This is a genomic window from Kocuria cellulosilytica, from assembly GCF_040981245.1.
Taxonomy (GTDB): domain Bacteria; phylum Actinomycetota; class Actinomycetes; order Actinomycetales; family Micrococcaceae; genus Kocuria; species Kocuria cellulosilytica.
In genome coordinates, this window is sequence record NZ_JAVFWZ010000014.1 from 16806 (window position 1) to 43526 (window position 26721).

The following is a 26721-nucleotide window of genomic DNA, read 5'->3' on the forward strand; positions in this document are numbered from 1 at the left end:
GGCGGCGCCGTCGTCGTCCGCGGTCCGGCGCTCCGGACCCCAGCAAGTCCAGTGAAACGCATGGAACTTCCCATTCGGTAACAGAAGCAACCGCTCCGTACGCTGAGCGCAGCGGCGCCGACCCCACCCCCTCGTGGTCGGTGCGCTGCGGGTCCTCGCCGCACGCCGCACCCCCCCCACCGGCTGGAGCATCCATGACGTCCTTCCCCGGCCGCGCCCTGGCGGCCGCCCTGGTCCTGACCCTGGTCGGTGCTGCCGTCCCCGCGGCCGCCCGGCCCCCCGTGGACACCACCGTGCCGGTCCCGTCCCGGCACGCGCCCGGGGCGGAGGACCCCGGGACTTCCGTCCCCGGGACGGAAGGGGCCGGGACAGAGCAGTCCGGGACGGAGGAGTCCGGCGCGGACGGGCCCCGGCGCACCGGCGCGACCGACCGGGTGGTCGTGAAGTTCACGGACGGGGCGGAGGCCGCCCCGCGGACCCGGGAGCGCGTCTACGCGGAGGCCGCCGAGCAGGCTCTGCCCCGAGGCGCGGCGGCGGGCGGGTCCGGGAGGGCGGCGCCCCGGCTGGACGAGGTCAGCGAGACCGTGGACTCGGCCCGGGTCGTGGCGGCGGACGGGCTCCTCGACGCGCGGCAGCTCGAGACCCTGACCGCCGCCCTCGAGGAGGACCCGGCCGTCGAGTACGCCGAGCCGGACCACCTCGCGGGCATCGCCGCGGTGCCCGACGACCCCTACTACGCGACGTCCCAGTGGAACCTCCGGCCCGCGGCGGCGGGCCTCGACCTGCCCGCCGCGTGGGACCGGGCCACGGGTGCGGGCCAGACCATCGCGGTCGTGGACACCGGGATCACGCCCCACCCCGACCTGGACGCCAACGTCCTGCCGGGCCACGACTTCGTCTCCCTGCACGCCGGCGGTGTGCAGCCGGGCCACTCCCGCGACGGCGACGGATGGGATCCGGACCCCCAGGACGAGGGCGACTACGCGGGCCTGGACGAGTGCTGGTCCGGCTCCGCGGCCCGGACCTCCTCCTGGCACGGCACGCACACGGCCGGCATCGCGGCGGCGCGGGGGAACAACGCCACCGGCGTGGCCGGTGTCGCCTACGACGCGAAGCTGCTGCCGGTGCGCGCCCTCGGGGCCTGCGGGGACGGGTACATCTCGGACATCGCCGTGGCGATCGCCTGGGCCGCGGGCCACGACGTCGAGGGCGTCCCGGCGAACCCCCACCCGGCGACCGTGGTGAACCTCAGCCTCGGCTTCCGGTCCAGCACGTGCCCGGCCGTCCTGCAGGAGGGGATCGACCGGGCCCTCGCCCGCGGGACGAGCGTGGTCGTGGCGGCGGGCAACAACGCCCGCGACGCCCGGGAGGAGTCCCCGGCCAACTGCCGCGGCGTGATCACCGTGGCCGCCACCACCGCCCACGGCGCGCGTGCCGGGTACTCCAACTGGGGCCGGGTCACGCTGGCCGCCCCGGGCGGGGACCCCTCCCGGCAGATCCTCTCCACCGCCAACGCCGGGAGCGCCCGGCCCGGCAGCGGCTCCTACTCCTACAAGTACGGCACGTCGATGGCCAGCCCCACGGTCGCCGGGATCGTGGCCCTGGTCCGCGAGACGGATCCGTCCCTCTCCCCGGCCCAGGTCAAGGACGTCCTGGCCGCCACGGCCCGGCCGCTGCCCGGACCCTGCCCGGGCGGCTGCGGCGCCGGGCTCGTGCACCCGAGAGCCGCCGTCGCCCGGGCCACGCTCCAGGAGGGCTACACCGTGCAGGGCGCCATCGGGTGGCTGCACGCCCGGATCGGCTCGTCCACCGGGGCGCCGCGCTCGCACGAACGGTGCGGCCTCGCGCAGGAGGGCTGCTACCAGGAGTTCGAGCACGGAGCGATCTACTGGAGCCCGGACTCCGGTGCCCGGTGGGTGCACGGCGGCGTGCGGAGCGCCTGGCACCGGGCCGGCGGCGTCAACGGCGTCCTCGGCTATCCGCGGTCCGGGGAGCGGAGCAACGGCGCCGGGGGTGTGCAGCAGCTCTTCCAGGGGGGCACGGTCGTCTGGAGCGCCGGGACCGGCGGGGCCGCCGTGCGCGGGGCCATCGGCCGGCGCTGGACGGCCCTGGGCGCGGAGACGGGTCTGCTGGGGTACCCGCTGGGCCGCGAGCGCGGCGGCCTGGGCGGGGCGGGACAGGAGTTCGAACGGGGACGGATCCTGTGGTCGCCCGCCACCGGCGCGCAGCCCGTGCGCGGGGCGATCGGCCGGGCCCACGCCGACCTCCGGGGCGAGCAGGGCCGCCTGGGCTACCCGGTGACCCCGGAGCACCGCGCCGGGGACTCGGTCGTCCAGCACTTCCAGGGCGGAACGATCCGCTACCGCCACGGCGGGATCACGATCTCCTCCCGCTGACCGGGCCCGGCCGGCGCCGGGGACGGCCCCGCTCAGGCGTTGAGCCGGTGGATGCGGGCGCTCAGGACGGTCGCGAAGCCGCACCAGCCGGCGTAGGGGAGCAGTGCGGCGCCGCACAGCGGGCGTGCCTGCGCCGCCCGGCGTGCGAGGTCCGCGGTGCTGACGGTCAGCGCCGCGGCCGTCGCCGTGGCCAGGGCCGTGTCGTGCTTCGTGAAGAAGACCCAGCTCCAGCCCGCGTTCAGGGCGAGGTTCAGCGCGAGCGCCCGGCGGTAGCCGCGCTCGAGCCGCGCCGCCTCGGACGGGGGACGCACCGGCCGCCGGATCGTGCGCACCCGCGGGCCGCGGCGGTGCCGGCCCGGGCCGGCCTGCCGCTGCAGCTCGGTGAGCACGGCGGCGGAGGTGATCGCCAGGTCCGCGTAGAGCGCGGTCCACACGACCGGGAAGACGGCGGCCGGCGGCTGCAGCGCGGGCTTGCGCAGGTGCCGGTACCAGGGGCTGTCCACCCCGGTGGAGGCCGCGGTGCCGGCCGCGGCGGCCGCCCCCGTCTGCACGGTGGTCCTGAGCAGGTTCGTCCGGAACATGGGTCAGTCCTTCTTCTCGGTGGTGTCTTGCTCGTCCGTGCTGCCCGGCCTCTGCACGGTGCCGGACCGGGCGGTGCTGCCCGGCCGCGCTGTGCCGGCCGGTCGCGCTGTGCTGTCCGGTCGCTCCGTGCCGGCCGGTGGCTCCGTGGCGCGCGGGTTCCCTCCGGCGCCCGCCCGCTGCCGGGCCCAGGTGCCGAGGATCCCGGCGACGAGCGACCCGGCGTGGCCGGCGGCCAGATCGCCCATGGTGTCCAGGTAGCCCACGTTCACCTGGGGGTCCACCAGGTAGAAGCCGGCGAACTCGAGGTACTCCCACACGAGGGCCAGTGCCGCGCCCAGGGAGCTGACCACCACCACGTGGGACACGGGGCCCGGGGGCGAGAGCCGGGACCAGCGCTCGAGGGCGCGGAACGCGAGCTCGGCCAACACGGCGGTGGCCGCGAAGTGGACGACCAGGTCCCAGTGCTCGAGCTTCTCGTAGAGCAGGAACACGGAGCTCCAGGCCGCGAGCAGCAGCGTCAGGTCCGTGGTGATCTCCAGGGCCGCCGGCAGCCGGGCCCGCCACGTGATGGTGACGGCCAGGCACACGAGCATCATGACGGAGGCGCCCACGAGGTCGAAGAACAGGACGGTGAGCAGCACGGAGAGGGGGCCGAGCCACCGCACCGCGAGCGCGAGCCGGCTCATCCGCGGCCCCCGTCCGGCCGGTGCCCCAGGCGCGCCTGCCACCGCTCCCACGGGCGCTCGTCGGCCCAGTTGAGCCGGATCGTCCGGAAGCCGCGCGCCAGCCGGCGGACGGCGGGGCGACCGCCCCGCAGCGCCCGGGGGGACATGCCCACGGACAGGCCGGGCCGGAAGAGGATCCGGTGCGCGGGGTCCAGCCGGAAGCTGAGGTCCAGGTCGTCGTGCAGCTCCGGGTCCTGCCGGTGGACGCGGTCCCGCACCTCGAGCCACCAGGACCGGCGCATCGCCATGTTCGTGCCGAACAGGGGCGGATGGGCCAGCGCGGCGGCCGTGCTGAGCACGTACAGGCCCATGTAGAGCACGGACAGCAGCCGGTCGACGCCGGGCGGCAGTCCGTGGAAGCGGCCGGGGCCGGCCACGGCGACCACGCCCGGGCGGGACCCGAGGGCCGCGAGCAGCCCGGCGATCCACTCCGGGCCGGGGAGGCTGTCCGCGTCGCAGCGCACCACCACGTCACCCCGGGCGGCGTCGTAGCCGGCGGCGGCGGCGGACGGGATCCCCGGCACGGGCTCGAACACCACGCGGGCCCCGGCGGCGCGGGCGACCTCGGCGGTGCCGTCGCTCGAGGCGTTGTCCACCACCACGATCTCGTCCGGCGGCCGGGTCTGCGCCGCGAGCAGCCGCAGGCACCGCGCGAGGTGCGCGGCGTCGTCCCGGGCCGGCACGACCACGGACACCGCCGGGCTCCCGGGCGCCTCCGGCGGCGGGAGTTCCGGGCCGGCGTGGTCTCTGCTGTCGGTCATGGACCCATTCTCCCGTGCCCGCGCCCTAGAATCGGGACATGCAGTCCGACGAGGGCACGAACAGCACGTCCGGCGCCACGGCGCCGGACCGGTTCCCGGGCGGCAACCCGCACCAGGGACGGCGGGGGTTCGACGTGCTCTTCCTGCTGCAGCACTTCAGCACCGAGGCCGAGCGCTACGCGGACCAGGTCCGCCGCCGTTTCGGACTGGCGCACAAGGACGTCCACGCCCTCAACGAGGTCATGCAGGCCAACCGTGCGGGCCGGCCGGTCCGCGCCGGCGACATCGCCCAGCGGCTCGTGCTGAGCGGCTCGGCGACCACGTCGGTGATCAAGCGCCTGGTCTCCGCGGGCCACCTGGTGCGCGCGGTCGATCCCCGGGACCGGCGGGAGGTCAGCCTGCTGGCCACCGACCAGGCCTACCGTTCCGGCCGGCAGATGTTCTCGGCCATGGGCGAGGAGGTCCTGGCGGTGCTCGACGACTGCACCGACGAGGAGATCGAGGTGCTGCGGCGGCGCCTGCCCCAGCTCACCGACGCGGTCCGGCGGGCCGGCCGCCGGGCGGGGGAGGGCCCGGCGGCAGGGGAGGGCCCGGCGACGGGGCTCGCCGAGGAGCAGGGGGCCGCGCCGGCGGGACCCGGAGCGGTGCCGCGCCCGGCGTGACACGGACGATTGATTCGATTTTCGAAGGACTGTGGTGGAATGGGGGAATGGTGACGGTCTTCTCGCGCGAATCGGCCTTTCCGAGCGCCCGGCAGGGCACCGGGACACGGACCGGGCACGGCGGCGGCGGGGAACCCGCCCCGGTCCCCGTCCTGGAGGAGTTCCTGGCCGAGGCCACCGGTCGCGCGGAGGCCGTGGACCCCGGCTTCGCCCGGCTGTGGGGCGAGGTCGCCCGGCTCAGCTCCGGGGGCAAGCGGATCCGCCCGCACCTGGTCCGTCTCGCGGCCGGCGCCTATCCCGCGCCCGAGCCGGAGCCCGTGGTCGAGGCCGTCGGCGCGGCCTTCGAGCTGCTGCACACCGCCCTCATCGTCCACGACGACGTCATCGACCAGGACGAGCAGCGCCGGCACCAGCCCACGATCAACGCCGCCGCCGCCACCCGCGCGTTCGCGTCGGGCTCGGGGCAGGACCAGGCGCGCCAGTACGGCGCGAGCGTGGGCGTCATCGCCGGGGACCTCGCCCTGGCCGGCGCGTACCGGCTCGTGGCCCGTTCCGGGCTCTCGCCCGAACGGCTGCCCCGCCTCCTCGACCTGCTCGACGCCGCCCTGTTCTCCTCGGCCGCGGGCGAGCTGCTCGACGTGGACCACGCGCTGCCCGGGGCCCGCCCAGGCCGCGAGCAGGTCCTCGCGGCCACGTGCCTGAAGACGGCGGTCTACTCCTTCGAGACCCCCCTGCAGGCCGGGGGAGTGCTCGGCGGGGCCCCCGCCGGGGACGTGGAGGTGCTCGGCCGCCTGGGCCGGACCGTGGGCACCGCCTACCAGCTCGTGGACGACCTGCTCGGGGTCTTCGGGGACCCGGAGGCCACGGGCAAGTCCGTGCTCAGCGACCTGCGGGAGGGCAAACGGACCATGCTCGTCGCCGCGGCCCTGTGCACGCCCGCCGGCGAGGAGCTCGACGCGATCCTGGGCCGCCACGAGATCAGCGGGGAGCAGGCGCTGCGGGCCCGGGAGCTGCTCGAGGGGTGCGGGGCGCGGCAGGAGGTCGAGGCCATGGTCACCGAGTGCGCGGACGAGGCCCGGGCCCTGCTCGACGCCGCGGGGCTGCCCGCGTCCCTCGAGCGAGACCTGCGGCGCATCGTCGCCGGGGCCACGGAGCGCATCCGGTGACCGCCGCCCAGCACACCGGGTCGCCGGCCGAGGCCGCCGCCCGCTACGACGACACCGCCCAGCAGGCGGCCGCGACCGTCATCCGCCGCTACTCCACGTCCTTCGGGCTCGCCTGCCGCCTGCTGGGCCCGGAGATCCGCCCGGACGTCTACGCCGTCTACGCGCTGGTGCGGATCGCCGACGAGATCGTCGACGGCGCGAGCGCCGGCGCCGGCGTCCCGCCCCGCGGGTCGCGGGAGCTCCTGGACGCCCTCGAGGCGGAGACGTACGGCGCGATCGAGCGGGGCTTCAGCAGCAACCTCGTGGTGCACGCCTTCGCCCGCGCGGCCCGCCGGGCCGGGATCGGTCCCGAGCTCGTGCGCCCGTTCTTCGCGTCGATGCGCGCCGACCTCAGCGCGGACCGGCACAGCGCCGACTCCCTCGACGAGTACGTGTACGGCTCGGCCGAGGTCGTGGGGCTGATGTGCCTGCAGGTGTTCCTGGCCGGGCGCCCCGTGCCCGAGCAGCGCCGGGCGCAGCTCGTGGCGGGGGCCCGGCGGCTGGGGGCGGCGTTCCAGAAGGTCAACTTCCTGCGCGACCTGGCGGAGGACTACGGCGAGCTCGGCCGCGTGTACTTCCCCGGCGTGGAGCCCGGCGAGTTCTCCGAGGCCGAGAAGAACCGCCTCCTCGACGACATCGACGCCGACCTCGCGGCCGCCCGGGTGGTCATCGACGACCTCCCCCGGTCGTCCCGCGCCGCCGTCCTCGCCGCCCACGACCTGTTCCGGGAGCTGTCCGTGCGGATCCGCGCCACCCCTGCCCGGGAGCTGCTGAGCTCCCGCATCCGCGTGCCGAACCCGCGCAAGGCCGGGCTCGCCGCGGCCGCCGTGCTCCGGGCGCGCGCCCGGCGTCGCGCCCCCGCGCCCCGGGGACGCCGTGCCGTGGTGGTGGGCGCGGGGATCGCCGGGCTGGCCGCCGCGGGCCTGCTCGCCAAGGACGGCTGGGACGTGACCGTCCTGGAGCGCGGGAGCACGACCGGCGGGCGCGCCGGGCTGCTCGAGCGGGACGGCTTCCGCTTCGACACCGGGCCCTCCTGGTACCTCATGCCGGAGGTCTTCGACCACTTCTTCCGGCTCATGGGCTCCAGCGCCGCCGAGGAGCTCGAGCTCGTCCGGCTGGACCCCGCGTACCGGGTCTGGGGCGAGCGCTACGAGCGGCCGATCGACATCCGCTCGGACCTCGAGGACACCGTGGCGCTGTTCGAGTCCGTGGAGCCCGGGGCGGGCGGGCGGATCCGCGCGTACCTGGCCTCGGCGAAGCGGACCTACGAGCTCGCCGTCGACCACTTCCTCTACACCTCCTACGCCTCGTTCACGCCGCTGCTCACCGGGCCGGTGGTGCGGGGCCTGCCGGAGCTCGCCCGCCACCTCACCGGGTCCCTGCACGACCTCGCCGCCCGGACCGTGCAGGACACGCGGCTGCGGCAGGTGCTGGGGTACCCGGCCGTCTTCCTGGCCAGCGCGCCGCGGATGACGCCGTCCCTGTACCACCTCATGAGCCACATGGACCTCACGGACTCCGTCCAGTACCCGCAGGGCGGGTTCCGCCGGCTCGTCGAGGCCGTGGAGGGGCTCGCCCTCGCCCACGGCGCGCGGATCCGGACGGGGGCGGACGTGCTGCGGATCAGCACCTCCCCGGCCGCCGACGGGCCGGTCCGGGCCACCGGCGTCGTGTGGCGGGACGCGGACGGGGCCGAGCACGAGCTCGCGGCGGACGTGGTCGTCTCGGCCGCGGACCTGCACCACACCGAGACCGCGCTGCTCCCGCGCGAGCTGCAGAGCTACCCGCAGCGGTACTGGGACCGGCGCCAGACCGGCCCCGGCGCGGTGCTCGTGATGCTCGGGGTGCGCGGGGAGCTGCCCGAGCTGCCGCACCACAGCCTGTTCTTCAGCGAGGACTGGGACGCGAACTTCCGGGCGATCTTCGAGGAGCCCACGAGCGTGCCGGACCCCGCGTCCGTCTACGTCTGCAAGCCCTCGGCGACCGACCCCGCAGCGGCGCCCGGCGGGCACGAGAACCTCTTCGTGCTGATCCCGGTCCCCGCCGACCCCGCCCTGGGGACAGGCGGGCCGGACGGCACCGGCTCCGCGCAGGTCGAGGCCGTCGCGGACCGCGTGATCGACCAGATCGCGGCGTGGGCCGGCGTGCCGGACCTGCGGGAGCGCGTCGTGGTGCGCCACACCGTGGGCCCCGAGGACTTCCGCCGGGACTTCAACTCCTGGCGCGGCAACGTGCTGGGCCCCGCCCACGTGCTCAGGCAGTCCGCGTTCTTCCGGGGCGCCAACCGCAGCCGGAAGGTCGCGGGCCTGCACTACTGCGGGGCCTCGACCATCCCCGGCATCGGCCTGCCGATGTGCTTGATCAGCGCGGAGATCCTGCTCAAGGACCTGCGCGGGGACACCTCCACCGGCCCCCTGGCAGAACCCCTGGTGCCGCGCGGATGAGCTTCGTGTACCTCGGCTTCCTGCTGTTCAGCCTGGCCGGGATGGTGCTCCTCGACGTGCGCGAGCGGCTGTTCTTCGCCCAGGACCCCCGCCGGGCGGCGCTCGTGCTGCTCGCGGGGCTGGTGTTCTTCCTCGCCTGGGACGTCGCCGGGATCAGCCTCGGGATCTTCCTGCACAGCCGGAGCGCGTGGGCGACCGGCTGGATGGTCGCCCCGCAGATCCCCGTCGAGGAGGTCGTGTTCCTCGTGTTCCTCTGCTACCTGACCATGAACCTGGTCCGGCTCACGGAGAAGGCGCTGGCACGCCGCTCCGCCCGGGCCCGCGGAGAGGCGGAGGCCCCGTGACCTACGCCCTCGTCATCCCCGTCTTCCTCGCGCTCGCCCTGACCCCGGCCACCCTGCTGGTCCGCAGGCCCTCCCCGGCACCTCCCCGGCGCCGGGCCCTGGCCGTGCTCGGGATCTCCTTCGCGGTGCTCGCGGTGCTCACGGTGGTCTTCGACAACCTCATGATCGCCGCCGGGTTCTTCGACTACGGGGCCGGGCACATCACGGAGCTGCGGATCGGTCTGGTGCCGGTCGAGGACTTCGCGTACCCGCTCGCCGCGCTGCTGCTGCTGCCCTCGCTGTGGTGGGGGCTGGCCGAGCGGGGGCGGCTCGCCGCCACCGTGCGCACCCTCGTGGCCACCTCCCGGCCGGTCTCCTGGGTCAACACCGCCTACCCCTTCGCGGCGGCCTACGCCATGACCACCGGCCGGGTGGACCTGCCCCTCGTGGTGGGGACGCTGTTCTTCCTCTTCCCGTACAACCTGCTGATGTACGGGATCAACGACGTCTTCGACTACGAGTCCGACCTCCGCAACCCCCGCAAGGGCGGCGTCGAGGGCGCGCTCGTGGACCGGTCCGAGCACCGGATGATCCTCGTGGGCTCGGTGCTGGTGGCCCTGCCCTTCCTGGCCTACCTGTTCCTGGCGGGCGGCGCCGCCGCGGCGGGGGTGCTGGTGGTCAGCCTCTTCGCGGTGGTCGCCTACAGCGTCAAGGGGCTGCGCTTCAAGGAGGTCCCGTTCCTGGACTCGGCGACCTCCGCCACGCACTTCGTGTCCCCGGCGGTCTACGGCCTCGTGCTCGCCGGGGCGGACCGGTCACCGGGTCTCGTGGCCCTGTGCGCCGCGTTCTTCCTCTGGTCGATGGCCTCGCAGGCGTTCGGGGCCGTCCAGGACGTCCGGGCGGACCGGGAGGGCGGGCTGCGCTCGATCGCGACGGTCCTGGGCGCCCGCCGCACGGTGTGGGCCGCCGCGGCGTTCTACCTCGCGGCCGGGGTGCTCCTGCTGCTCACCCCCTGGCCCGGGCCGGTGGCGTCCTTCCTGGTGCTGCCCTACCTCGCCAACCTCGTGCCGTTCCTGTCCATCACGGACGCCGGCTGCGAACGCGCCAACCGGGGCTGGCGCCGGTTCCTGTCGCTCAACTACGTCACCGGGTTCCTCGTGACGATGCTGCTGCTCTGGGCGTGGGAGCTCAGCCCGTGACCGGTTCCCGCCGCCCGGGCCGGGGGCCGCGGACGGGACCGGGACCCCGGCCCCGCTGCAGGCGCCGCAGCAGCTTGTCGGTCGAGACCATGGCCCCGCCCAGCACCGCCGGCAGCCCGCCGCCCGGGTGGACGGAGGCCCCCACCCGCCACAGCCACGGCCGCAGGGGGCTCGTGTAGGACGGCGCGTGCAGCGGGCCGCTGCGCCAGGCCGGGTGCACCGCCCCGTACAGCGCGCCGCCCGCCGAGCCGTGCGCGGCGAAGTGGGCGGGATCGAGGACCTCCGTGCTCCGGAAGCGGTCCGGAAGCCGTCCGGGCAGCCCGAGCACCCGGGCGGTGCGCTCGAGCTCCCGCACGACGAACGGGTCCTCGAGGGTGTACGACTTCCCGTTGGCCGGTGCGGTGAGCAGCACGGCGAGCGTGGGGGCGCTGTTGGGGTAGACCCCGTGCGCCGGGTAGTAGTTCGCGAACGCCATGGTCTGCTCGGGCTCGGTCCCCGCCTCCAGGTCGGCGTAGAGATCGGCCGGGCGGTCGGGCAGGACGACGCCGTGCCGGGGCGTCCCCTCGGGCAGCCCGGCGCCGAGCACCGCGTAGATCCCGATCGCCGAGCAGCTGAGCCGGCGCGGCACCCGGGGAGCGTGCCCGGCGAGCAGCCCGTCCAGCCGGTGGGCGTCCAGCCCGCCGACCACGGCGTCGGCCGGGTACGTGCCCCGCTCCGTGCGGACCCGGCCGCGGGCGACCGAGGTCACGGGTTCACCGATGCGGATCTCCACGCCGGACGCCACCGCCAGCCGCCGCAGGGCCTCGACGAGCTCGTGCACGCCGCCCCGGGGGATCCAGACCCCGTCGCGGGCCATCACGGCGGGCATGCTCGCGTACAGGGCCGGGGTGCGCGCCGGGCCGACCCCGGCGTTGAGGGTGTGGATGGCGATGACCTCGCGCAGGCCCTCCGGCATCCAGGTGAGGCTGTCGAGGTAGCTGCGGGTCGTGAGCCGCCGCCCGTAGAGGCTCCCGAGCCGGCCCAGCGCGGGACGGGCCGCCGGGTCCAGCACCTCCGTGGTCAGCAGCCGGGTGATGTCCGGGCCGAGCGGCCCGTGCTCGGCCTCGAAGCGGACCCATGCCGCGTGCCAGGGGTGCCCGGGCGGGACGGGCAGCGCGCACCGGTCGCCGCGGTAGTAGTACGTGCCGACCTCGGGCAGGCGCTCCAGCTCGAGCCCGGCCGTCTCCGCGGCCCTCGGCCCGCGGTCCCCCGCCGGCGCGGCGGCGTCCCGCAGCCGGTCCAGGCGGCGGAGGAGCTCCTCCCACACGCCCGGGAAGGTGAACAGGGACGGCCCGGTGTCCATGCGCTGGCCGGCGGCCTCGATGCGGCGGCTCTTGCCCCCGAGCCGGTCGGCGGCCTCGAGCAGGGTGACCTGGTGACCGGCGTGGCCGAGCAGGGCGGCCGAGGTCAGGCCGCCGAGGCCGCCGCCGACGACGACGACGCGGCTCACGGGTACAGCCCCAGGTACAGCGCCACCGTCAGCTGCACCCCGGCCACGGCGCCGGCGACGTAGGGGAAGGCGATGGAGTGCCGGTACAGCCGGTGCCCGGTCCCGGGCCGCGGGTCCCGCAGGAGGGACACCACGAGCCACCCGGCGATGAGGGCGTTGACCGCGGCCACCGGGAGGCTGATCAGCGCGAAGCACAGCGTGGACACGGCCCACCAGCCACCGCTCCACAGGCCCGTCCCGCGCGGGCCGAGCCGGACGGCCGTGGTCGTGATGGCCACCGCGCGGTCCTCCTCGATGTCCTGGACGGCGTCGAAGGCGTGCTTGGCCACGCTCCAGGCCATCAGGCCCAGCGCGGCGGACCACACGGGGGCCTGCCCGAGGGCGAGGGGGAGGAAGACCAGGGGCAGGGCGTAGGCGGCGTTGCTCAGCGAGTCCAGGAAGGGCCGGGCCTTGAAGCGCACGGGCGGGGCCGAGTAGAGCACGAAGACCAGGACGTACAGCGCGATCCAGGCCAGTGCGGCCGGGGGCAGGGCGACGGCGAACCAGACGAGGAACGGCACGTTGGTGACGAGCACCGCGGTCCAGATCGTGCGCACCTCGGAGGAGTCGATCAGCGCCCCCTCGAGCGAGCCCTTGCGCGGGTTGAGGGCGTCGGTGTCCTGGTCGAAGACGTCGTTGACGCCGTAGATCAGCAGGTTGAACGGGAGGGTGAGCCACAGCAGGAGCGGCAGCGCCTCCCACTGCCACAGCGACCCGGCGAGCCACATCCCCACCACGCCGGGGCCCAGGGTGTTGACCCAGAGCACCGGCCGGGCGATGTGCACGATCCGCTGCACGGCGGGGGCGGATCCTGCCTGGGTCACGGCGGCGGCTCTCCTCGGACGACAGATGACCGGGGAGCCCCCGGGTGCCTCCAGACTACGTGGGTTCCGGGGCCGGCGGGGGGCAGGGGCCGGGCCGGCCCGCGGGAGCAGGCGCGGCGGACGGCCGGCTCGTGCTCCGTCCGGTGCGCGGGGCAGACTGGAGCGATGCGCATGATGCTGCTGACCTCCGGAACCCGCGGCGACGTGGAGCCGTTCGCGGCCCTGGCCCGCTACGCCGCGGCGCAGGGGCACCGCGTCCGGCTGGGGGTCCCGGAGAACAGCGGGGTCGACCTCACCGGGATCGACACCGTGAGCCTGGACGTGGACTTCCACCGGCTGATGGCCGCCCCCGGGACCTCACCGCGGGCGGCGGTGCGCCACGTCCGCGCGGAGGTCCGCCCCGGGATGCGGAGGATGTTCTCCGCGGCCGTGCGGGAGACCCTCGCGTTCGACCCCGGCCTGGTCCTGCACCACCCGCTGGTCCTCACGGCGCCGGCCGTCGCGGACGCCCTCGGCGTCCCCCGGGTGCTGGCCGAGTTCGTGCCCGTGGCGACCCCCACCCGGGAGTTCTCCGCCCCCGGCGGGCCCACGGTCTCGAAGGACCTCGGGCGGTTCAACCGGACCACCTACGCGGTCCCCCGCAGCGGCGCACGGCTGTTCCGCCGGGACGTCGAGCGCGCCTGCCGGCAGCTGCCCGGCGGCCGGGCGCTCGCCCCCGCCTCGGCGTCCCGCGCCACCCTCATGGGGATCAGCCCGCAGCTGCTCCCGCGACCCGCCGACTGGCCGGCCACGGTGCACCTGACCGGCGCCTGGCACGCCGGTGCGGGCGCCGCCCCGGATCCCGCGGTGACCGGGTTCGTCCGGGGCGGGCCGTGCCTGGTGGCGACCTTCGGCTCCATGGCGGCCGGCGACCCGTCCGCGCGGGGACGGGCGGTCGTGGACAGCGCGCGGGCCCACGGCCTGCGGACCCTCCTGGTCACGGGCTGGGGCGGGCTGGCCCTGCCGGAGGACCGCCGCGGCGACGACGTGCTCGTGGTGCCGGGCGCGCCCCTGGACGCCCTGCTCCCGGACGCCGCGTTGGCGGTCCACCACGGCGGGGCCGGGACCGCGCACACGGTGGCCCGCGCGGGGATCCCCTCCGTGGTGGTGCCCTTCCTCGTCGACCAGCCCTTCTGGGGCCGGCAGCTGCACCGGCTCGGGGTCGCCGCCGCTCCGATCCCGCACCGGAGGCTGAGCGCGGAGACCCTGGTCCCCGCGGTGGGCGACGCCCTCGCCCGCCGGGAACGGGCGCAGCGCGTGGGACGCGCGGTGCGGGCGGAGCAGGGGCTGCGGACCGCCCTCGACGTCCTCACCGGGCTCTGAGCCGGGCCGCGGGCGGCGCGCGCCCTCCGGGCAGGGGACCGGGACCCCGCGACCGGCCCGGAGACCGCGCACGGACCCGTCAGCGCGGCTGACGGATCAGCGTCGGAAAACATCGCTGTTCCGCACGGGTGCGGCCCCCGATACTGGAAGGACCGGGCGACGCCCCGCCCGGCAGCACCCTCCAGGAGGACCGCACCATGACCGTCGATCTGCTCCCGCCCCGCTCCACCCCGACCTCCTCGCTCCCGGCCGTGGGCACGGAGGCCGCGACGCCGTCCCGGGACCGCCGCGACGGGCAGCACGGGTGGACCGACGTCGAGCAGAACTGCCCGTACTGCGCGGGCCCCGAGACCGACTGAGCGGCGCCCCGCCCCGAGGCGCGGGGCCGGGGACCCTCCGTCGTAGGGTGGTCGGGAGCACCCCGCCCGTCAGGAGGTCCGCCATGGAACGGCGTCTGCCCCAGTGGTCCGAGCTGCGCCCGCTCCTGCAGTTCGAGGCCCCCGCCCTCGACCGCCGCGCGGCCCGGCTGGCCGGGGCCGCGGACCTCTGGGACCTGCGCCGGATCGCCCGCCGCCGCACCCCGCGCCCGGCGTTCGACTACACGGACGGCGCCGCCCAGCGCGAACTGACCCGGCGGCGCTCGCGGGAGGCGTTCGACGCGGTCGAGCTGCTGCCCCGGATCCTGCACGGCATCGCCGCCCCGGACCTGTCCGCGCCGATCGCCGGGACCCGGTCCGCGCTGCCGTTCGGGATCGCGCCGACCGGCTTCACCCGGTTCATGCACTCGGAGGGGGAGATCGGGGGAGTCCGCGCGGCGGAGCAGGCCGGCATCCCCTTCACCCTGTCCACCATGGGCACCCGGTCGCTCGAGGAGGTCGCCGCGGCCGCCCCGGACGCGACCCGCTGGTTCCAGCTGTACCTGTGGAAGGACCGGGCCCGCTCCCGGGACCTGCTGGCGCGCGCCGCGGCCCACGGCTACGGGACCCTGCTCGTCACCGTGGACACCCCGGTGGCGGGCCAGCGGCTGCGGGACGTGCGCAACGGCATGGTCATCCCGCCGAGGCTCACGCTGCGGACGGTGGCCGACGCCGCCCGCCGGCCCGAGTGGTGGTTCAACTTCCTGACCACGGACTCCCTGAAGTTCGCGTCCCTCTCGAGCACGAGCGCCGACCTGCCCACCATCACGAACTCGATGTTCGACCCGACCCTGTCCTACGAGGACCTCGAGTGGATCCGCTGCGAGTGGCCGGGAAAGCTGTTCGTGAAAGGCGTGCTGACCCGCGACGACGCCCGGCAGTCCCTGGCCGCCGGGGCCGACGGGCTGGTCGTCTCCAACCACGGCGGCCGGCAGCTCGACCGCGCCCCCGCCTCGCTGCACGCGCTGCCCGAGGTGCGGGACGAGGTGGGCCAGGACGTCGAGCTGATCCTGGACTCCGGGATCATGAGCGGTGCCGACGTGCTCGCCGCCCTGTGCGCCGGCGCGGACTTCGTGCTCATCGGCCGGGCCTACCTCTACGGGCTGATGGCCGGCGGGCAGCAGGGCGTGGAGCGGGCCGTCGAGCTGCTGGCGGAGGAGATCCGGATCAGCATGCAGCTGATGGGCGCCGCGACGGTCGCCGACCTGGGCCCGCACCTGCTCGGCACCCGCCGCCACCCCGACCTCGCCCGCCGGGACGCGCCCGCCGACCAGCGCTGAGCACATCCCCCTCGCGGACGGGGAGGCCGTCGGCCGGAGCGCCCGGACGGCGGCCTCCCGCCGCCCGGAGTGCTCCGGCGCTCCCGGGGATCAGAGGTCTGCGAGCACCGAGAGCGGGTTCTCCACGGCGTCGGCCACCATGCGCAGGAAGCCGCCGGCGGCGCCGCCGTCGCACACCCGGTGGTCGAACGCGAGGGAGAGCTGGGTGACCTTGCGGACGGCCAGCTGCCCGTCGACCACCCACGGGCGGTCGATGATCCGGCCGATCCCCAGGATCGCGACCTCCGGGTGGTTGATGATCGCCGCGGCCCCGTCCGTGCCGAACACCCCGTAGTTGTTGAGCGTGAACGTGGAGCCGGACAGCTCGGCGGGGCCGGCCTTCCCGGAGCGCGCGAGCTCGGTGAGCCGCCGGAGCTCGGCGTCCAGGCCGCGGGCGCTGAGGGCGTGCGCGCCGCGGATGTTCGGCACCACGAGCCCGCGGTCGGTCTGCGCCGCGAAGCCCAGGTTCACGCCGTCGAAGCGCACGATCTGCTGGCTGCCGTCCTCGAGGGTCTCGATCCGGGTGGCGAGCTCGGGGTGGCGGGCCAGTCCGGCGAGCACGAACCGCGCGATCAGGGCCATGAGCCCCGGGGCCCGCTCGGGGTCCTGCGCCTTGAGCTCGGCGCGCAGCTCCACGAGCTTCGTGGCGTCCACGTCCACCCAGACGGTGGCCTCGGGGATCTCGCTGCGGGAACGGGTCATGGCCTGCCCGATGGCCTTGCGGATCCCGGTGACCGGCAGCCGCTCGGCGACCCCCAGCCCCGTGCGGGCGTCCACGGCGGAGGGCTCCTGGGCGGAGCGTTCCGGGGTGGGCGCCGGCGACGACGGGGCGGCGGTCCCCTGCGGGGCCGGCTCCGCGGCGGCGTCCGCCGCGGCCACGACGTCGCGGCGCAGGACGAGACCGCCGGGTCCGGAGCCGCGCACGGTGGAGATGTCGATCCCGCGGTCCTTGGCGAGCTTGCGCACGATCGGCGAGACGACCGTGGGCGCCAGCCGCGGGGCCGAGGCCATCGCGTCGTGGGCGGCGTCCGCGGCCGCGGCCTGCGCCGCTCCCTGCGCCGCGGCGGCCGGCCCGCCCGCGGACCCGGCCCGCTTCGGCCGGCGCCGGCGCCCGGCCGCGCCGCCGGCCGGCGTGCCGTAGCCGATGAGCACGCTGCCCGACCCGGCGTCGTCGTCGGAGGCCCCGGCGGCCGCCGCGGGGTCCGCCCCGGCGCGCTCCTCCTCCCGGTAGGACTGCCCGCCCTTGGGGCCGCCGCCCTGCGGGGCGGGGGTCCCGTCCCGGTCCCCGGTGTCCACGGAGATCAGCGGTGCCCCCACGTCGAGGGTCTGCCCGGAGTCGCCGTGCAGCTGGTGCACGGTCCCCGCGAAGGGGCACGGCACCTCCACGGCGGACTTGGCGGTCTCCACCTCGGCGATCGGCTGGTCCACGGCGACGGTGTCGCCCACCCGGACGAGCCAGCTCACGAGCTCGGCCTCGGTCAGTCCCTCGCCGAGATCCGGCAGGGTGAACGTCTTCACGGTCATGGTCAGTCCTCCCACTGCAGGTCGTCCACGGCGTCGAGGATGCGGTCGACGCTCGGCAGGTAGTGCTCCTCGAGCTTGGGCGCCGGGTACGGGATGTCGAACCCGGTCACGCGGCGCACGGGCGCGGCCAGGGAGTGGAAGCAGCGCTCCTGGACGCGGGCCACGATCTCGGCCGCCACGGACGCGAAGCCCGGCGCCTCGGCCACGACCACCACGCGCCCGGTCCTGCGCACCGACGCGGCGACCGTCTCGTCGTCGAACGGGACGATGCTGCGCAGGTCCACGACCTCGAGCGAGCGGCCCTCGGCGGCGGCGGTCGCCGCGGCCGCCAGGGCGGTCGGCACGGACGGCCCGTAGGCCAGGAGCGTGGCGTCCTCGCCGGCGCGGGCGACCACGGCGCGGCCCTCCCGGCGCTCGGGGGCCCGGTTCTCGTAGCGGTCCCTCAGCTCGGCCAGGTCCACGGGCGCCTTGGACCAGTAGAGCTTCTTGGGCTCGAAGAACACGACGGGGTCGTCGGAGTCGATCGCCTCGCGCAGCATGAGGTAGGCGTCCTCGACCGTGGCGGGGGTGAAGACCTTCAGGCCCGGGGTGTGGGCGTAGTAGGCCTCGGAGGAGTCGCAGTGGTGCTCCACGCCGCCGATGCCCCCGGCGTAGGGGATGCGGATGACGATGGGCAGGCGCACGGCGCCGCGGGTGCGGTTGTGCATCTTCGCGATGTGCGAGGCGACCTGCTCGAAGGCGGGGTAGGCGAAGGCGTCGAACTGCATCTCGATCACGGGGCGCATGCGGTTCATCGCCATGCCCACGGCCATGCCGGCGATCCCGGACTCGGCCAGCGGGGTGTCGAAGCAGCGGGTGCGGCCGAAGCGCTGCGTCAGCCCGTCGGTGATGCGGAAGACGCCGCCGAGGGTGCCGACGTCCTCGCCGAAGACGACGACGCCGTCGTCGGCGGCCAGGGCGTCCGCCAGGGCGGTGTTGAGCGCCTGGGCGAAGGTGGCCGGCTTGACCGCCGGGGCCTCGCCGGACGGCGCGGGGGCTTCGAGGGTGCTCACTGTCCGGTCTCCTCTCGGGCGAGCTCGGCGGCCAGGAACTGCTCCTGCTCGGCGAGCTGCGGGGTCTGCTCGGTGTAGACGTGGCGGAACAGCTCGAGCGGGTCGATCTCCACGTCGGCGTTCATGCCGTCGCGCAGCGTCGTGGCGACGTCCTCGGCGGCCGCGGCGATGCGCTGCTCGGCCGCGTCGTCCAGCACGCCCTCGGCGCCGAGCCAGGCCCGCATCCGGGTGACCGGGTCCTTGGCGATCCACTCCTGCACCTCGGCGTCGTCGCGGTAGCGCGTGGCGTCGTCGGCGTTGGTGTGCGCCTGCATGCGGTAGGTGTGCGCCTCGACGAGGAGCGGCTCGGACTCGGAGCGCGCCAGGTCCACGGCGCGGCGCAGCGTGGCGAGCAGCGCCACGAGGTCGTTGCCGTCCACGCGCTCGCCGGCCATGCCGTAGCCGACCGCCTTGTGCGCGAGGCTGGGGGCCGCGGACTGCTGGGACAGGGGCACCGAGATCGCGTAGCCGTTGTTCTGCACGAAGAACACGACCGGCAGCTTGAACACGGCCGCGAAGTTCAGGGCCTCGTGGAAGTCGCCCTCGCTGGTGGCGCCGTCCCCGCACATCGCCAGGACCACGGTGTCCTCGCCGCGCAGCTTCGCGGCGTGGGCCACGCCCACCGCGTGCAGCAGCTGGGTGGTCAGCGGCGTGGACTGGATGCCCACGCAGTGCTCGTACGGGTCGTAGCCGCCGTGCCACTCGCCGCGGAAGATCGCCATGACCTGCAGGGGGTCCACGCCCTTGGTCATGACCGCCACGGTGTCCCGGTAGGTGGGGAACAGCCAGTCGCCCTCCTCGAGGCACAGGGCGGCCGCCACCTGGCAGGCCTCCTGGCCGTGGCTGGACGGGTAGACGGCCATGCGGCCCTGCCGGACCAGCGCGGAGTTCTGGTCGTTGACCCGCCGGCCCACCACCAGCTTCTCGTAGGCGTCCAGCAGCACGTCCCGGTCGGGCAGCGGGTACTCGTGGCCGGGGCCGGTGCCCTGCTCCTCGGGGGCGAGCAGCCGCCCGCTCGGATCGACCATGCGGATCTCGCCGCGGGCCGGGAGCATGTACTGCTCCGGCGTGATGCCGAAGGTCTGGGAGGCCCGGAGGATCGGGTCCTCGGGGGTCTCGACGGTCTGGCTCATGGTGTCCCCTCGGTCGGTCCCCGGTCCGCGCACGGGCCCGGGGAGGCAGGAAGGCTGGTGCAACTCTGTCTCCCCAGTATGCGAACTGGACATGCTTCGTATCCAGAGAGGCCGGAAAGTGCAGAAGACTGAGACAGACAGCGCAGACAGTGTGGACGAAATGTTCTAGTGTGGCGTGGAGCACACGCATTCGTCCGGCGCGCTGACGGACCCCGCGACCCACCCACCCCGAAGGAGCCCGCCGTGCCCTCGACCCCCGTGTCCCTGGACGAGACCGACCGGAAGATCCTCGCGGAGCTGTCCCGGGACGCGAGGCAGTCGGTCACCGCGATCGCCGCGGCCGTGCACGTCTCCCGCGCCCACGCCTACGCCCGGATCAACCGGCTGCGGGACGAGGGCGTGATCCTGAGCTTCAGCACCGTGATCGACCCGGTGCGGGCGGGGCTGCAGGCCTCCGCCTATGTGACGCTCAAGCTCCAGCAGAACACCTGGCGGGAGCTGTGCGCCCAGCTGCGGGCGATCCCCGCCGTGCACCACATCGCCCTGGTGGGCGGGAACTTCGACGTCATGCTCCTCGTGCGGGCCGTGGACACCGTGCACCTGCGGCAGGTGATCTTCGAGCACATCCAGCAGCTGCCCGGGGTGGTGGACACCCAGACGTTCCTGATCTTCGAGGACATCGACACCCGGGCCTGAGCCGCGGGCCCGGCGCGCACCGCCGGCGTCATGTTCCGTCACGGTCGTCATCTTCGGTCGCGGAGGGACAGTCACTACCTCTGCGCATAGTGTTGTTCCAGCTTCACGAGACGTGACCGCGAAGCTCCGACTGGGTCACGCACCAACCCCATGCTCATTGGGTGGTTCGGATGAAGAAGCGGCCTGCATCCTCCGTGCCCCCACCGGGGACCGCGGCCGTCCGGTGCGGGTAAGAGCAAGGCACAGGAGCAGCGCCATGTCCATCCCCGTGACCGACCACGACCTCGCGACCCGGCAGATCCACGCGGGCACCCACGGCGAGGTCGCCCAGCGCACCCTGACGGTGCCGATCTACCAGACCGCGGCGTTCGAGTTCCCCGACTACGAGGCGGCCCGGCAGATGTTCGCCCAGACCCGGCCGGGCTTCACCTACACGCGCACCGGCAATCCCACGGTGGCGGTGCTCGAGCAGCGGATCAGCGACCTCGAGGGCGGCGCGGGCGCGGTGGCCACCGGCTCCGGGCAGTCCGCGGTGGCCGTCGCGCTGCTCGCGCTGCTCGGGCAGGGCGCCGGCAAGCACCTCGTGGCCTCGGAGAAGCTCTACGGCGGGACCGTGGACCTGCTCACCGACACCTTCGCGGACTGCGGCATCGAGGTCTCCTTCGTGGACCCCACCGCCCCGGGGGCGTGGGCCGCGGCCGTGCGCCCCGACACCCGGGCGTTCCTGCTGGAGTCCATCGGCAATCCGCTGGCCACCCTCCCGGACCTGCCCGGCATCGCCGACGTCGCCCGGGCCGCCGGGGTGCCCGTCGTCGTCGACAACACCCTCGCGTCCCCGGCCCTGTACCGGCCGCTCGAGAAGGGCGCCGACATCGTGGTGCACTCGGCCACCAAGTTCCTGGGCGGGCACGGCAACGCGCTGGCCGGGGCGGTCGTGGACGGCGGGACCTTCGACTGGTCCGCGCGGCCGGAGAAGTGGCCGCAGTTCACGCAGGCCCGCGCCCGCTGGGGCGGGCTCAGCCTCGTCGAGAAGTGCGCCGGGGCCGCCCCCTACCTGCACCTGGTCCGCGCCAAGTACGTGCACGACCTCGGCACCACGCTCTCCCCGTTCAACGCCGGGCAGATCCTGCAGGGCACCGAGACCCTCGACCTGCGCGTGGCCCGCCACACGGCCTCGGCCCTGGCGGTGGCCGAGTTCCTGGCCGGGCACCCCGCCGTCGCCCGCGTCCACCACCCCGGCGTGCCCGGGGACCCCGGCGCCGGGATCGCGGCCCGGGACTTCCCGCGCGGGACCGGCTCCGTGTTCTCCTTCGACCTCGCCGCCCCGGACGCCGCCGTGGGCCCCTTCATCGACGCGCTGCGGCTGTTCAAGCTGGTCGCCAACGTGGGGGACACCCGCAGCCTCGTGGCCCACCCCGCGGCCATGACGCACTGCCGCCTGACCCCCGAGCAGCGCCGGGCCGGGGGGATCGCCGGGACCACGATCCGGCTGTCGGTCGGCCTCGAGTCCCCGCAGGACCTCGTCGCCGACCTCGACCAGGCCCTCGACACCGTCGTCAGCACCGTCCAGACCACCCGGAAGTGAGCCCTGCCATGACGCCCCCCACCGACGCCCGCACCCGCCACCGGGGCTTCACGACCACCGCCGTCCACGCCGGGCAGGAGCCGGACCCCCTGACCGGGGCGGTCATCCCGCCGATCTACCAGACCTCCACGTTCGCCCAGGACGGGATCAACGTGCTGCGCGCCGGCCACGAGTACAGCCGCGGCTCCAACCCCACCCGCAGCGGCTTCGAGGAGCAGCTCGCGGCCCTGGAGCGGGGGGAGCGCGGCTTCGCGTTCGCCTCGGGGATCGCCGCCGAGGACGCCCTGCTGCGCGCGGTGCTGCGCCCCGGCGACCACATCGTGCTCGGCGCCGACGGCTACGGCGGCACCAACCGGCTGATCACCAGGGTCCTCGCCCCGTGGGACATCGCCTCCACGCCCGTGGACAGCACCGACCTCGATGCCGTCCGCGCGGCCGTGCGGCCCGGCAGCACCCGGGTGCTGTGGCTCGAGACGCCGTCCAACCCGCTGCTCGGCATCGCCGACGTCGCGGCCTGGGCGCGGCTGGCCGAGGAGGCCGGGGCGCTGCTCGTCGTCGACAACACCTTCGCGTCCCCGTACCTGCAGAACCCCCTCGAGCTCGGCGCGCACGCGGTGGTGCACTCGACCACCAAGTACATCGGCGGGCACTCCGACGTGCTCGGCGGCGCCGTGGTCGTCGGGGCGGCCGAGTGGCGCGGGGTCCCGCTCGCGGAGACGGTCGGCTTCCAGCAGTTCGCCGCCGGCGCCGTGGCCGGTCCCCAGGACAGCTACCTGGCGGCCCGCGGGCTCAAGACCCTGAGCCTGCGGATGGAGCGCCACCAGCACAACGCGCAGCGGATGGCCGAGTGGCTGCTGGAGCGCCCGGAGGTCGCGCAGGTGCTCTACCCCGGGCTGCCCGAGCACCCCGGGCACGCGCTCGCCGCCGCGCAGATGCGCGGGTTCGGCGGCATGGTCTCCTTCCGGCTCGCCGGCGGGGAGGCCGCGGCCCGGGCGGTGGCGGAGGGCACCCGGCTGTACTCGCTGTCCGTGAGCCTGGGCGGGGTGGAGTCCCTGGTCTGCTATCCCTCCGAGATGACGCACGCCTCCGTGCGGGGCACCGCGCTGGCCGTGCCCGTGGACCTCGTGCGGCTCTCGGTGGGCATCGAGGACGTCGAGGACCAGCTCGAGGACCTCGAGCGGGCCCTCACCGCCTGACCGGGGTGCTCCGCCGGTCCCCGGCCGGGCCCGCGCTCAGCGGGCGGTGTCGGGCCTGCCGGCCGGATCGGGACTGCCGGTGGTGTCCGCGCCGTCGGCCGGGCCGGGACTGCCCGTGGTGTCCGGGCCGTCGGCCGGGTCCGGCCAGACCGGGGCGGGGACCTGCCGGCCGAGGAGCAGCCGCCGGACCAGGTGCACGAGCATCGCGGTGAACACGACCGCCCAGGCGCCCAGGGCCACCCACAGCCAGGCGGCCCCGACCAGCCCCACGATCGGCAGGCCGTCCGCCCGGCCCAGGTAGATGCTGGCCACGGCGTACATGCCCAGCGGGAAGACCACGCTCCACAGCGAGGACTCGTAGCGCAGCGGGACCCGGTGCACGCGGTGGCGCCACCACCCCGCGGCCACCAGGGCCGGGATCAACCACGTGGCGAACGCCCAGAACACCACGCCCAGGCCGGCGACGAGCCCGCGGACCACCGCGACCATGGGGGTGTCGGACATCTCCACGATCCGGGAGGCCGCGAGCACGGTGATGGCGCACGCCCCCATCGCCACCCAGTAGGGCGGGGTCAGGTCGACCGGCCGCAGCCGGTACAGCATCATGCGCAGGGTCACCAGCACGCCCGCGGACGCGTAGAGGAACAGCCCCACGGACCAGCAGACGACCGCGACGACGGACAGCGCGTGCCGGGCGGTGCCGTCGGCCACCACGGGGTCCAGGGCCGCGGCGGCCACGGCCACGGACTGGCTGGCCACCACCCAGATGAACCACGTGCCGTTGGCCGTGCTGACCACCGGCCGGGTGCGCCGGGAGAGCACGGCCGTCCAGGGCACCACGTAGCCCAGGACCAGCCAGACGGCTCCGGCCAGGCCCAGGAGCACGGCCGTGGCGCCGTGCCAGCCCGTCGTCGCCAGCCGTGCCGCCAGCACGTTGGTGCCCGCCACGAAGGTGAAGAAGCCGAAGGCGCGCCGGGGGTCGAGGAACTCGACGAGCAGCTCCCGCCGGAAGGCGGCGAACCGCCAGACGGTCAGCAGGCACAGCACGGCCCAGCCGCCCGCGCACACGGCGAGCAGCACCACGGAGAGCACGGGGAAGCCCTGCAGCTGCAGGCCCACCGAGAGGATGCCGCTGGCCATGACGAGGGCGAAGTAGCCCGGCGCCAGGCCGCGGACGCCGTCGCGGACGCGCTGTCGAAGAGTCCCGGACACCCGGCCAGGCTACCGGGCGCCGGCGGAGGCCCGGGGCGCCCGCCTCGTGCGGTGGTCGCCGCGGCGCTAGCCTGGGGCCCATGAGCACCCCGCACGACGACGCCCCGCTCGAGCTGCCCGGTCCCGTGGTGAGCACGGAGTGGCTGGCCGGGCACCTCGACGACCCCCGGCTCGTGCTGGTGGACGCGAGCTCCACGCTCAACCGGACCGGTGAGGCCCTGCCCGGGGCCCTGCTCCTGGACCTGGACGGGCCCTTCTCGGACCCGGCCTCGGACCTGCCGCACACGGCGCCGCCGGCGGCCCAGCTCACGGCGGCGGCGCGGGACCTCGGCATCTCGCGCACCAGCACGGTCGTCGCCTACGACGGCAAGGGGATCTTCGCCTCCGCCCGGGTCTGGTGGCTGCTCCGGTCCGCGGGCTTCGAACGGGTCGCCGTCCTCGACGGCGGCCTCCCGGCGTGGGTCGCCGAGGGGCGGCCCACCGGGGCGCACGCCGCGCCGCCGGCCGAGCCCGGCGACGTCGAGCTCGCGCCGCGGCCGGGCCGCTTCGTCGGGGCGGAGGACGTCGCCCGCGCCCTGGACGATCCGGGCGCCGTCGTCCTGGACGCCCGCTCCGCGGGCCGGTTCGCGGGCACCGAGCCCGAACCGCGGCCGGGCCTGCGCCCGGGGCACATGCCGGGGGCGGTCAGCCTGCCGTACACCGAGCTGCAGGACGCGCAGGGGCGGCTGCTGCCGCTGCCGCGGCTGCGGGAGCGGATCGAGGCCGCCGCGCCCGGGGCACGGCGCATCGTCACCAGCTGCGGCTCGGGGATCACCGCCTGCGTGCTCGCCCTCGGCGCCCACCTGGCCGGCCGCGAGGACGTCGCGGTCTACGACGGCTCGTGGAGCGAGTGGGGCCGGCCCGGCCCCCGGCCCGTGGTGGGCCCGGAGACGCTCAGCCCCCGGCCGGGACCTCCCCCGCCGGGGTGACCGGCCCGGCGCTCCGCCCCGCCGGGTCGGCCTGCCCGGCCCTCCCGGTCCCGGGGCCGTCCAGCGCGGCGGCGGCGGCGAGGATGTTGCGCGCCATGGACGGGAAGATGAACCCGTGGAAGGGCCACACCCCCCACCAGTAGAGCCGCCCGGGCAGGCCCCGGGGGAAGAAGATGGCCCGCTGCATGTACCGGCTGCCCTCGCCCTCGGGCTCCACGGACAGCTCCAGCCACGCGCGGCCGGGGGCGCGCATCTCGGCGTGCAGGAGCAGCCTGTGCCCCTCCTCCAGCTCCTCGACGCGCCACCAGTCCACGTACTCGCCCACCTGGAGGTCGGTGGCGTCGCGGCGGCCGCGGTTCAGGCCGGCCCCGCCCACGAGCTTGTCCATGAGGCCGCGGACCTGCCACGCGAGGGGCAGCGAGTACCAGCCGTTGCGCCCGCCGATGGACTCGATGACCCGCCACACCTGGTCGGGCCGGGCCGGGCCCGTGCGGCTGCGCTCGTCCACGAACACCGTGCGACCCGCCCAGTCCGGGTCCGAGGGCAGCGGGTCGGCGGCCGCCTCGGAGGAGCTGTAGTGGACGTCCCACGTGGTCTCCACGGAGTTGTCCTCGATCTTCTTCAGCGCGAGGGCCACGGCGCGGCGGTAGCCGGCCAGGCCCTCCGGGGGCTGGGGGATGTAGTCGTCGATGTCGTGCTCGTCCGACACCGCGTCGTGCTGCAGCGACTGCACGAGCGGCACGGCCAGGGCCAGGGGGATCGGGGTGACCATGCCCACCCAGAACCCCGACAGCCGGGGCGCCGGGAGGGGCAGGTGGAAGACCACCCGCCGGCGCAGACCGGCGACCCGCGCGTAGCGGCGCATGGCGTCGGCGTAGGTCATGACGTCGCGGGAGCCGATGTCGAAGGTGCGGTTGAGCCCCTCCGGCAGGTCCATCGCGTGGAGGAGGTAGTACAGCACGTCGCGGACCGCGATCGGCTCGATGCTGTTGGTCACCCAGGACGGCGCGGGCATGATCGGGAGGGTGTCGCCGAGGTGGCGGATCATCTCGAAGGACGCCGAGCCCGAGCCGATCACCGTCCCGGCCTGGAGGACCACCGCCGGGACGGAGCCCTCGAGCAGGATCTCGCCGACCCGGACCCGCGAGCGCATGTGCTGGGACAGCTCCACGCCCCGGGGGTGCAGGCCCGAGAGGTAGACGATGCGGCGCACCCCGGCACGCTCCGCGGCCCGGGCCACGGTCCGGGCCATCCCGGCCTCCTCCTCCTCGAACTGGCGGGAACCGCCCATGGAGTGCACGAGGTAGTACAGGGTGTGGACGTCCTGGCACGCGGCGGTCATCCCGTCGAGGTCGTTGAGGTCCGTCTCGGCGACCTCCACCTGGTCCCGCCACGGCACGGCGCGCAGCTTGCCGGGGGAGCGGACGGCGACGCGCACCGTGTGCCCCGCCTCGAGCATCCGGGGCGCCAGGCGCCCTCCGACGTAGCCGGTGGCACCGGTGATGAGGACGCGCTGGGGAGAGCTCATGGCCTGCCTTTCGTGCGGGTCCCGCGAGCCTACCAACGCGGC

At 75.4% G+C, this 26721-nt stretch carries 23 protein-coding genes and 1 riboswitch; of the genes, 13 read left to right on the forward strand and 10 right to left on the reverse strand.

Annotation, left to right across the window (positions count from 1 at the left end):
* The first annotated feature begins 194 nt into the window (after positions 1-194).
* A complete protein-coding gene (locus RCG67_RS16005) occupies positions 195-2396 on the forward strand; it encodes a S8 family serine peptidase (RefSeq protein WP_368827705.1) in 2202 nt (733 codons plus the stop codon).
* Between the two features lie 32 nt (positions 2397-2428).
* On the opposite strand, the gene RCG67_RS16010 is transcribed toward RCG67_RS16005, so the two are convergent.
* The 3 genes from RCG67_RS16010 to RCG67_RS16020 are packed head-to-tail and all read right to left on the reverse strand — an operon-like array spanning position 2429 to position 4464.
* A complete protein-coding gene (locus tag RCG67_RS16010; protein ID WP_368827706.1) occupies positions 2429-2977 on the reverse strand; it encodes a TspO/MBR family protein in 549 nt (182 codons plus the stop codon).
* Between the two features lie 3 nt (positions 2978-2980).
* Complete coding sequence (locus RCG67_RS16015) at positions 2981-3664, reverse strand: DUF2238 domain-containing protein (RefSeq protein ID WP_368827708.1); 684 nt, start codon at positions 3662-3664, stop codon at positions 2981-2983.
* A complete protein-coding gene (locus RCG67_RS16020; RefSeq protein WP_368827710.1) occupies positions 3661-4464 on the reverse strand; it encodes a glycosyltransferase family A protein in 804 nt (267 codons plus the stop codon). Before RCG67_RS16020 ends, RCG67_RS16015 begins: the two co-directional genes overlap by 4 nt.
* A 38-nt stretch (positions 4465-4502) precedes the next feature.
* Between RCG67_RS16020 and RCG67_RS16025 the strand changes: the two genes are divergently transcribed.
* Genes RCG67_RS16025 through RCG67_RS16045 form a run of 5 tightly spaced genes read left to right on the forward strand, consistent with a single transcriptional unit; the run spans position 4503 to position 10297 of the window.
* Positions 4503-5126, forward strand: coding sequence for a MarR family winged helix-turn-helix transcriptional regulator (locus tag RCG67_RS16025; RefSeq protein ID WP_368827712.1), 624 nt, complete (start codon positions 4503-4505; stop codon positions 5124-5126).
* A 47-nt stretch (positions 5127-5173) separates the two neighbouring features.
* Positions 5174-6292: a polyprenyl synthetase family protein gene (locus tag RCG67_RS16030; protein WP_368827713.1), complete on the forward strand. Its 1119-nt coding sequence runs from the start codon at positions 5174-5176 to the stop codon at positions 6290-6292.
* Positions 6289-8775, forward strand: a complete 2487-nt coding sequence (gene crtI, locus RCG67_RS16035; RefSeq protein WP_368827714.1) for a phytoene desaturase family protein — start codon at positions 6289-6291, stop codon at positions 8773-8775. Before RCG67_RS16030 ends, crtI begins: the two co-directional genes overlap by 4 nt.
* Positions 8772-9119 carry a lycopene cyclase domain-containing protein gene (locus RCG67_RS16040; RefSeq protein ID WP_368827715.1) on the forward strand — a complete coding sequence of 116 codons (348 nt, stop codon included), beginning with the start codon at positions 8772-8774 and terminating at the stop codon, positions 9117-9119. The genes crtI and RCG67_RS16040 overlap by 4 nt, the downstream gene beginning before the upstream one ends.
* Positions 9116-10297, forward strand: coding sequence for a prenyltransferase (locus RCG67_RS16045; protein WP_368827716.1), 1182 nt, complete (start codon positions 9116-9118; stop codon positions 10295-10297). Before RCG67_RS16040 ends, RCG67_RS16045 begins: the two co-directional genes overlap by 4 nt.
* On the opposite strand, the gene RCG67_RS16050 is transcribed toward RCG67_RS16045, so the two are convergent.
* Positions 10287-11786, reverse strand: a complete 1500-nt coding sequence (locus RCG67_RS16050; RefSeq protein ID WP_368827718.1) for a phytoene desaturase family protein — start codon at positions 11784-11786, stop codon at positions 10287-10289. The genes RCG67_RS16045 and RCG67_RS16050 overlap by 11 nt on opposite strands.
* Positions 11783-12649 (reverse strand): UbiA family prenyltransferase, encoded by an 867-nt coding sequence (locus RCG67_RS16055; RefSeq protein ID WP_368827719.1) that lies wholly within the window; start codon positions 12647-12649, stop codon positions 11783-11785. The genes RCG67_RS16050 and RCG67_RS16055 overlap by 4 nt, the downstream gene beginning before the upstream one ends.
* A 165-nt stretch (positions 12650-12814) precedes the next feature.
* On the opposite strand from RCG67_RS16055, the gene RCG67_RS16060 reads away from it, so the two are divergent.
* The 3 genes from RCG67_RS16060 to RCG67_RS16070 all read left to right on the forward strand — a co-directional run bounded on the left by RCG67_RS16060 (position 12815) and on the right by RCG67_RS16070 (position 15707).
* Complete coding sequence (locus RCG67_RS16060) at positions 12815-14011, forward strand: glycosyltransferase (protein WP_368827720.1); 1197 nt, start codon at positions 12815-12817, stop codon at positions 14009-14011.
* 197 nt (positions 14012-14208) lie between these two features.
* Positions 14209-14370, forward strand: coding sequence for a hypothetical protein (locus tag RCG67_RS16065; RefSeq protein ID WP_157571290.1), 162 nt, complete (start codon positions 14209-14211; stop codon positions 14368-14370).
* An 83-nt stretch (positions 14371-14453) separates the two neighbouring features.
* Positions 14454-15707, forward strand: coding sequence for an alpha-hydroxy acid oxidase (locus RCG67_RS16070; RefSeq protein WP_368827722.1), 1254 nt, complete (start codon positions 14454-14456; stop codon positions 15705-15707).
* A 90-nt stretch (positions 15708-15797) separates the two neighbouring features.
* On the opposite strand, the gene RCG67_RS16075 is transcribed toward RCG67_RS16070, so the two are convergent.
* From RCG67_RS16075 to RCG67_RS16085, 3 genes are read right to left on the reverse strand one after another with little or no spacing between them, the layout of a single operon-like run.
* Positions 15798-17270, reverse strand: coding sequence for a dihydrolipoamide acetyltransferase family protein (locus tag RCG67_RS16075; protein ID WP_368827723.1), 1473 nt, complete (start codon positions 17268-17270; stop codon positions 15798-15800).
* 2 nt (positions 17271-17272) lie between these two features.
* Entirely contained in the window at positions 17273-18322 is a 1050-nt protein-coding gene (locus tag RCG67_RS16080) for an alpha-ketoacid dehydrogenase subunit beta (RefSeq protein WP_058873182.1), read from the reverse strand.
* Positions 18319-19494: a thiamine pyrophosphate-dependent dehydrogenase E1 component subunit alpha gene (locus RCG67_RS16085; RefSeq protein WP_368827725.1), complete on the reverse strand. Its 1176-nt coding sequence runs from the start codon at positions 19492-19494 to the stop codon at positions 18319-18321. The genes RCG67_RS16080 and RCG67_RS16085 overlap by 4 nt, the downstream gene beginning before the upstream one ends.
* A 243-nt stretch (positions 19495-19737) precedes the next feature.
* Between RCG67_RS16085 and RCG67_RS16090 the strand changes: the two genes are divergently transcribed.
* From RCG67_RS16090 to RCG67_RS16100, 3 genes are all read left to right on the forward strand, one after another.
* Complete coding sequence (locus RCG67_RS16090; protein WP_058873184.1) at positions 19738-20190, forward strand: Lrp/AsnC family transcriptional regulator; 453 nt, start codon at positions 19738-19740, stop codon at positions 20188-20190.
* 101 nt (positions 20191-20291) lie between these two features.
* A riboswitch (SAM riboswitch) is annotated at positions 20292-20432 on the forward strand.
* Between the two features lie 14 nt (positions 20433-20446).
* Positions 20447-21775 carry an O-acetylhomoserine aminocarboxypropyltransferase/cysteine synthase family protein gene (locus tag RCG67_RS16095; protein ID WP_368827727.1) on the forward strand — a complete coding sequence of 443 codons (1329 nt, stop codon included), beginning with the start codon at positions 20447-20449 and terminating at the stop codon, positions 21773-21775.
* 8 nt (positions 21776-21783) lie between these two features.
* Positions 21784-22971 carry a cystathionine gamma-synthase gene (locus RCG67_RS16100; RefSeq protein WP_368827728.1) on the forward strand — a complete coding sequence of 396 codons (1188 nt, stop codon included), beginning with the start codon at positions 21784-21786 and terminating at the stop codon, positions 22969-22971.
* A 36-nt stretch (positions 22972-23007) separates the two neighbouring features.
* On the opposite strand, the gene RCG67_RS16105 is transcribed toward RCG67_RS16100, so the two are convergent.
* Entirely contained in the window at positions 23008-24183 is a 1176-nt protein-coding gene (locus RCG67_RS16105; RefSeq protein WP_368827729.1) for a tellurite resistance/C4-dicarboxylate transporter family protein, read from the reverse strand.
* 80 nt (positions 24184-24263) lie between these two features.
* On the opposite strand from RCG67_RS16105, the gene RCG67_RS16110 reads away from it, so the two are divergent.
* A complete protein-coding gene (locus RCG67_RS16110; RefSeq protein WP_368827730.1) occupies positions 24264-25151 on the forward strand; it encodes a sulfurtransferase in 888 nt (295 codons plus the stop codon).
* Here RCG67_RS16110 and RCG67_RS16115 read toward each other — a convergent pair.
* Complete coding sequence (locus tag RCG67_RS16115; protein ID WP_368827732.1) at positions 25117-26679, reverse strand: SDR family oxidoreductase; 1563 nt, start codon at positions 26677-26679, stop codon at positions 25117-25119. The genes RCG67_RS16110 and RCG67_RS16115 overlap by 35 nt on opposite strands.
* Positions 26680-26721 lie beyond the last annotated feature (42 nt).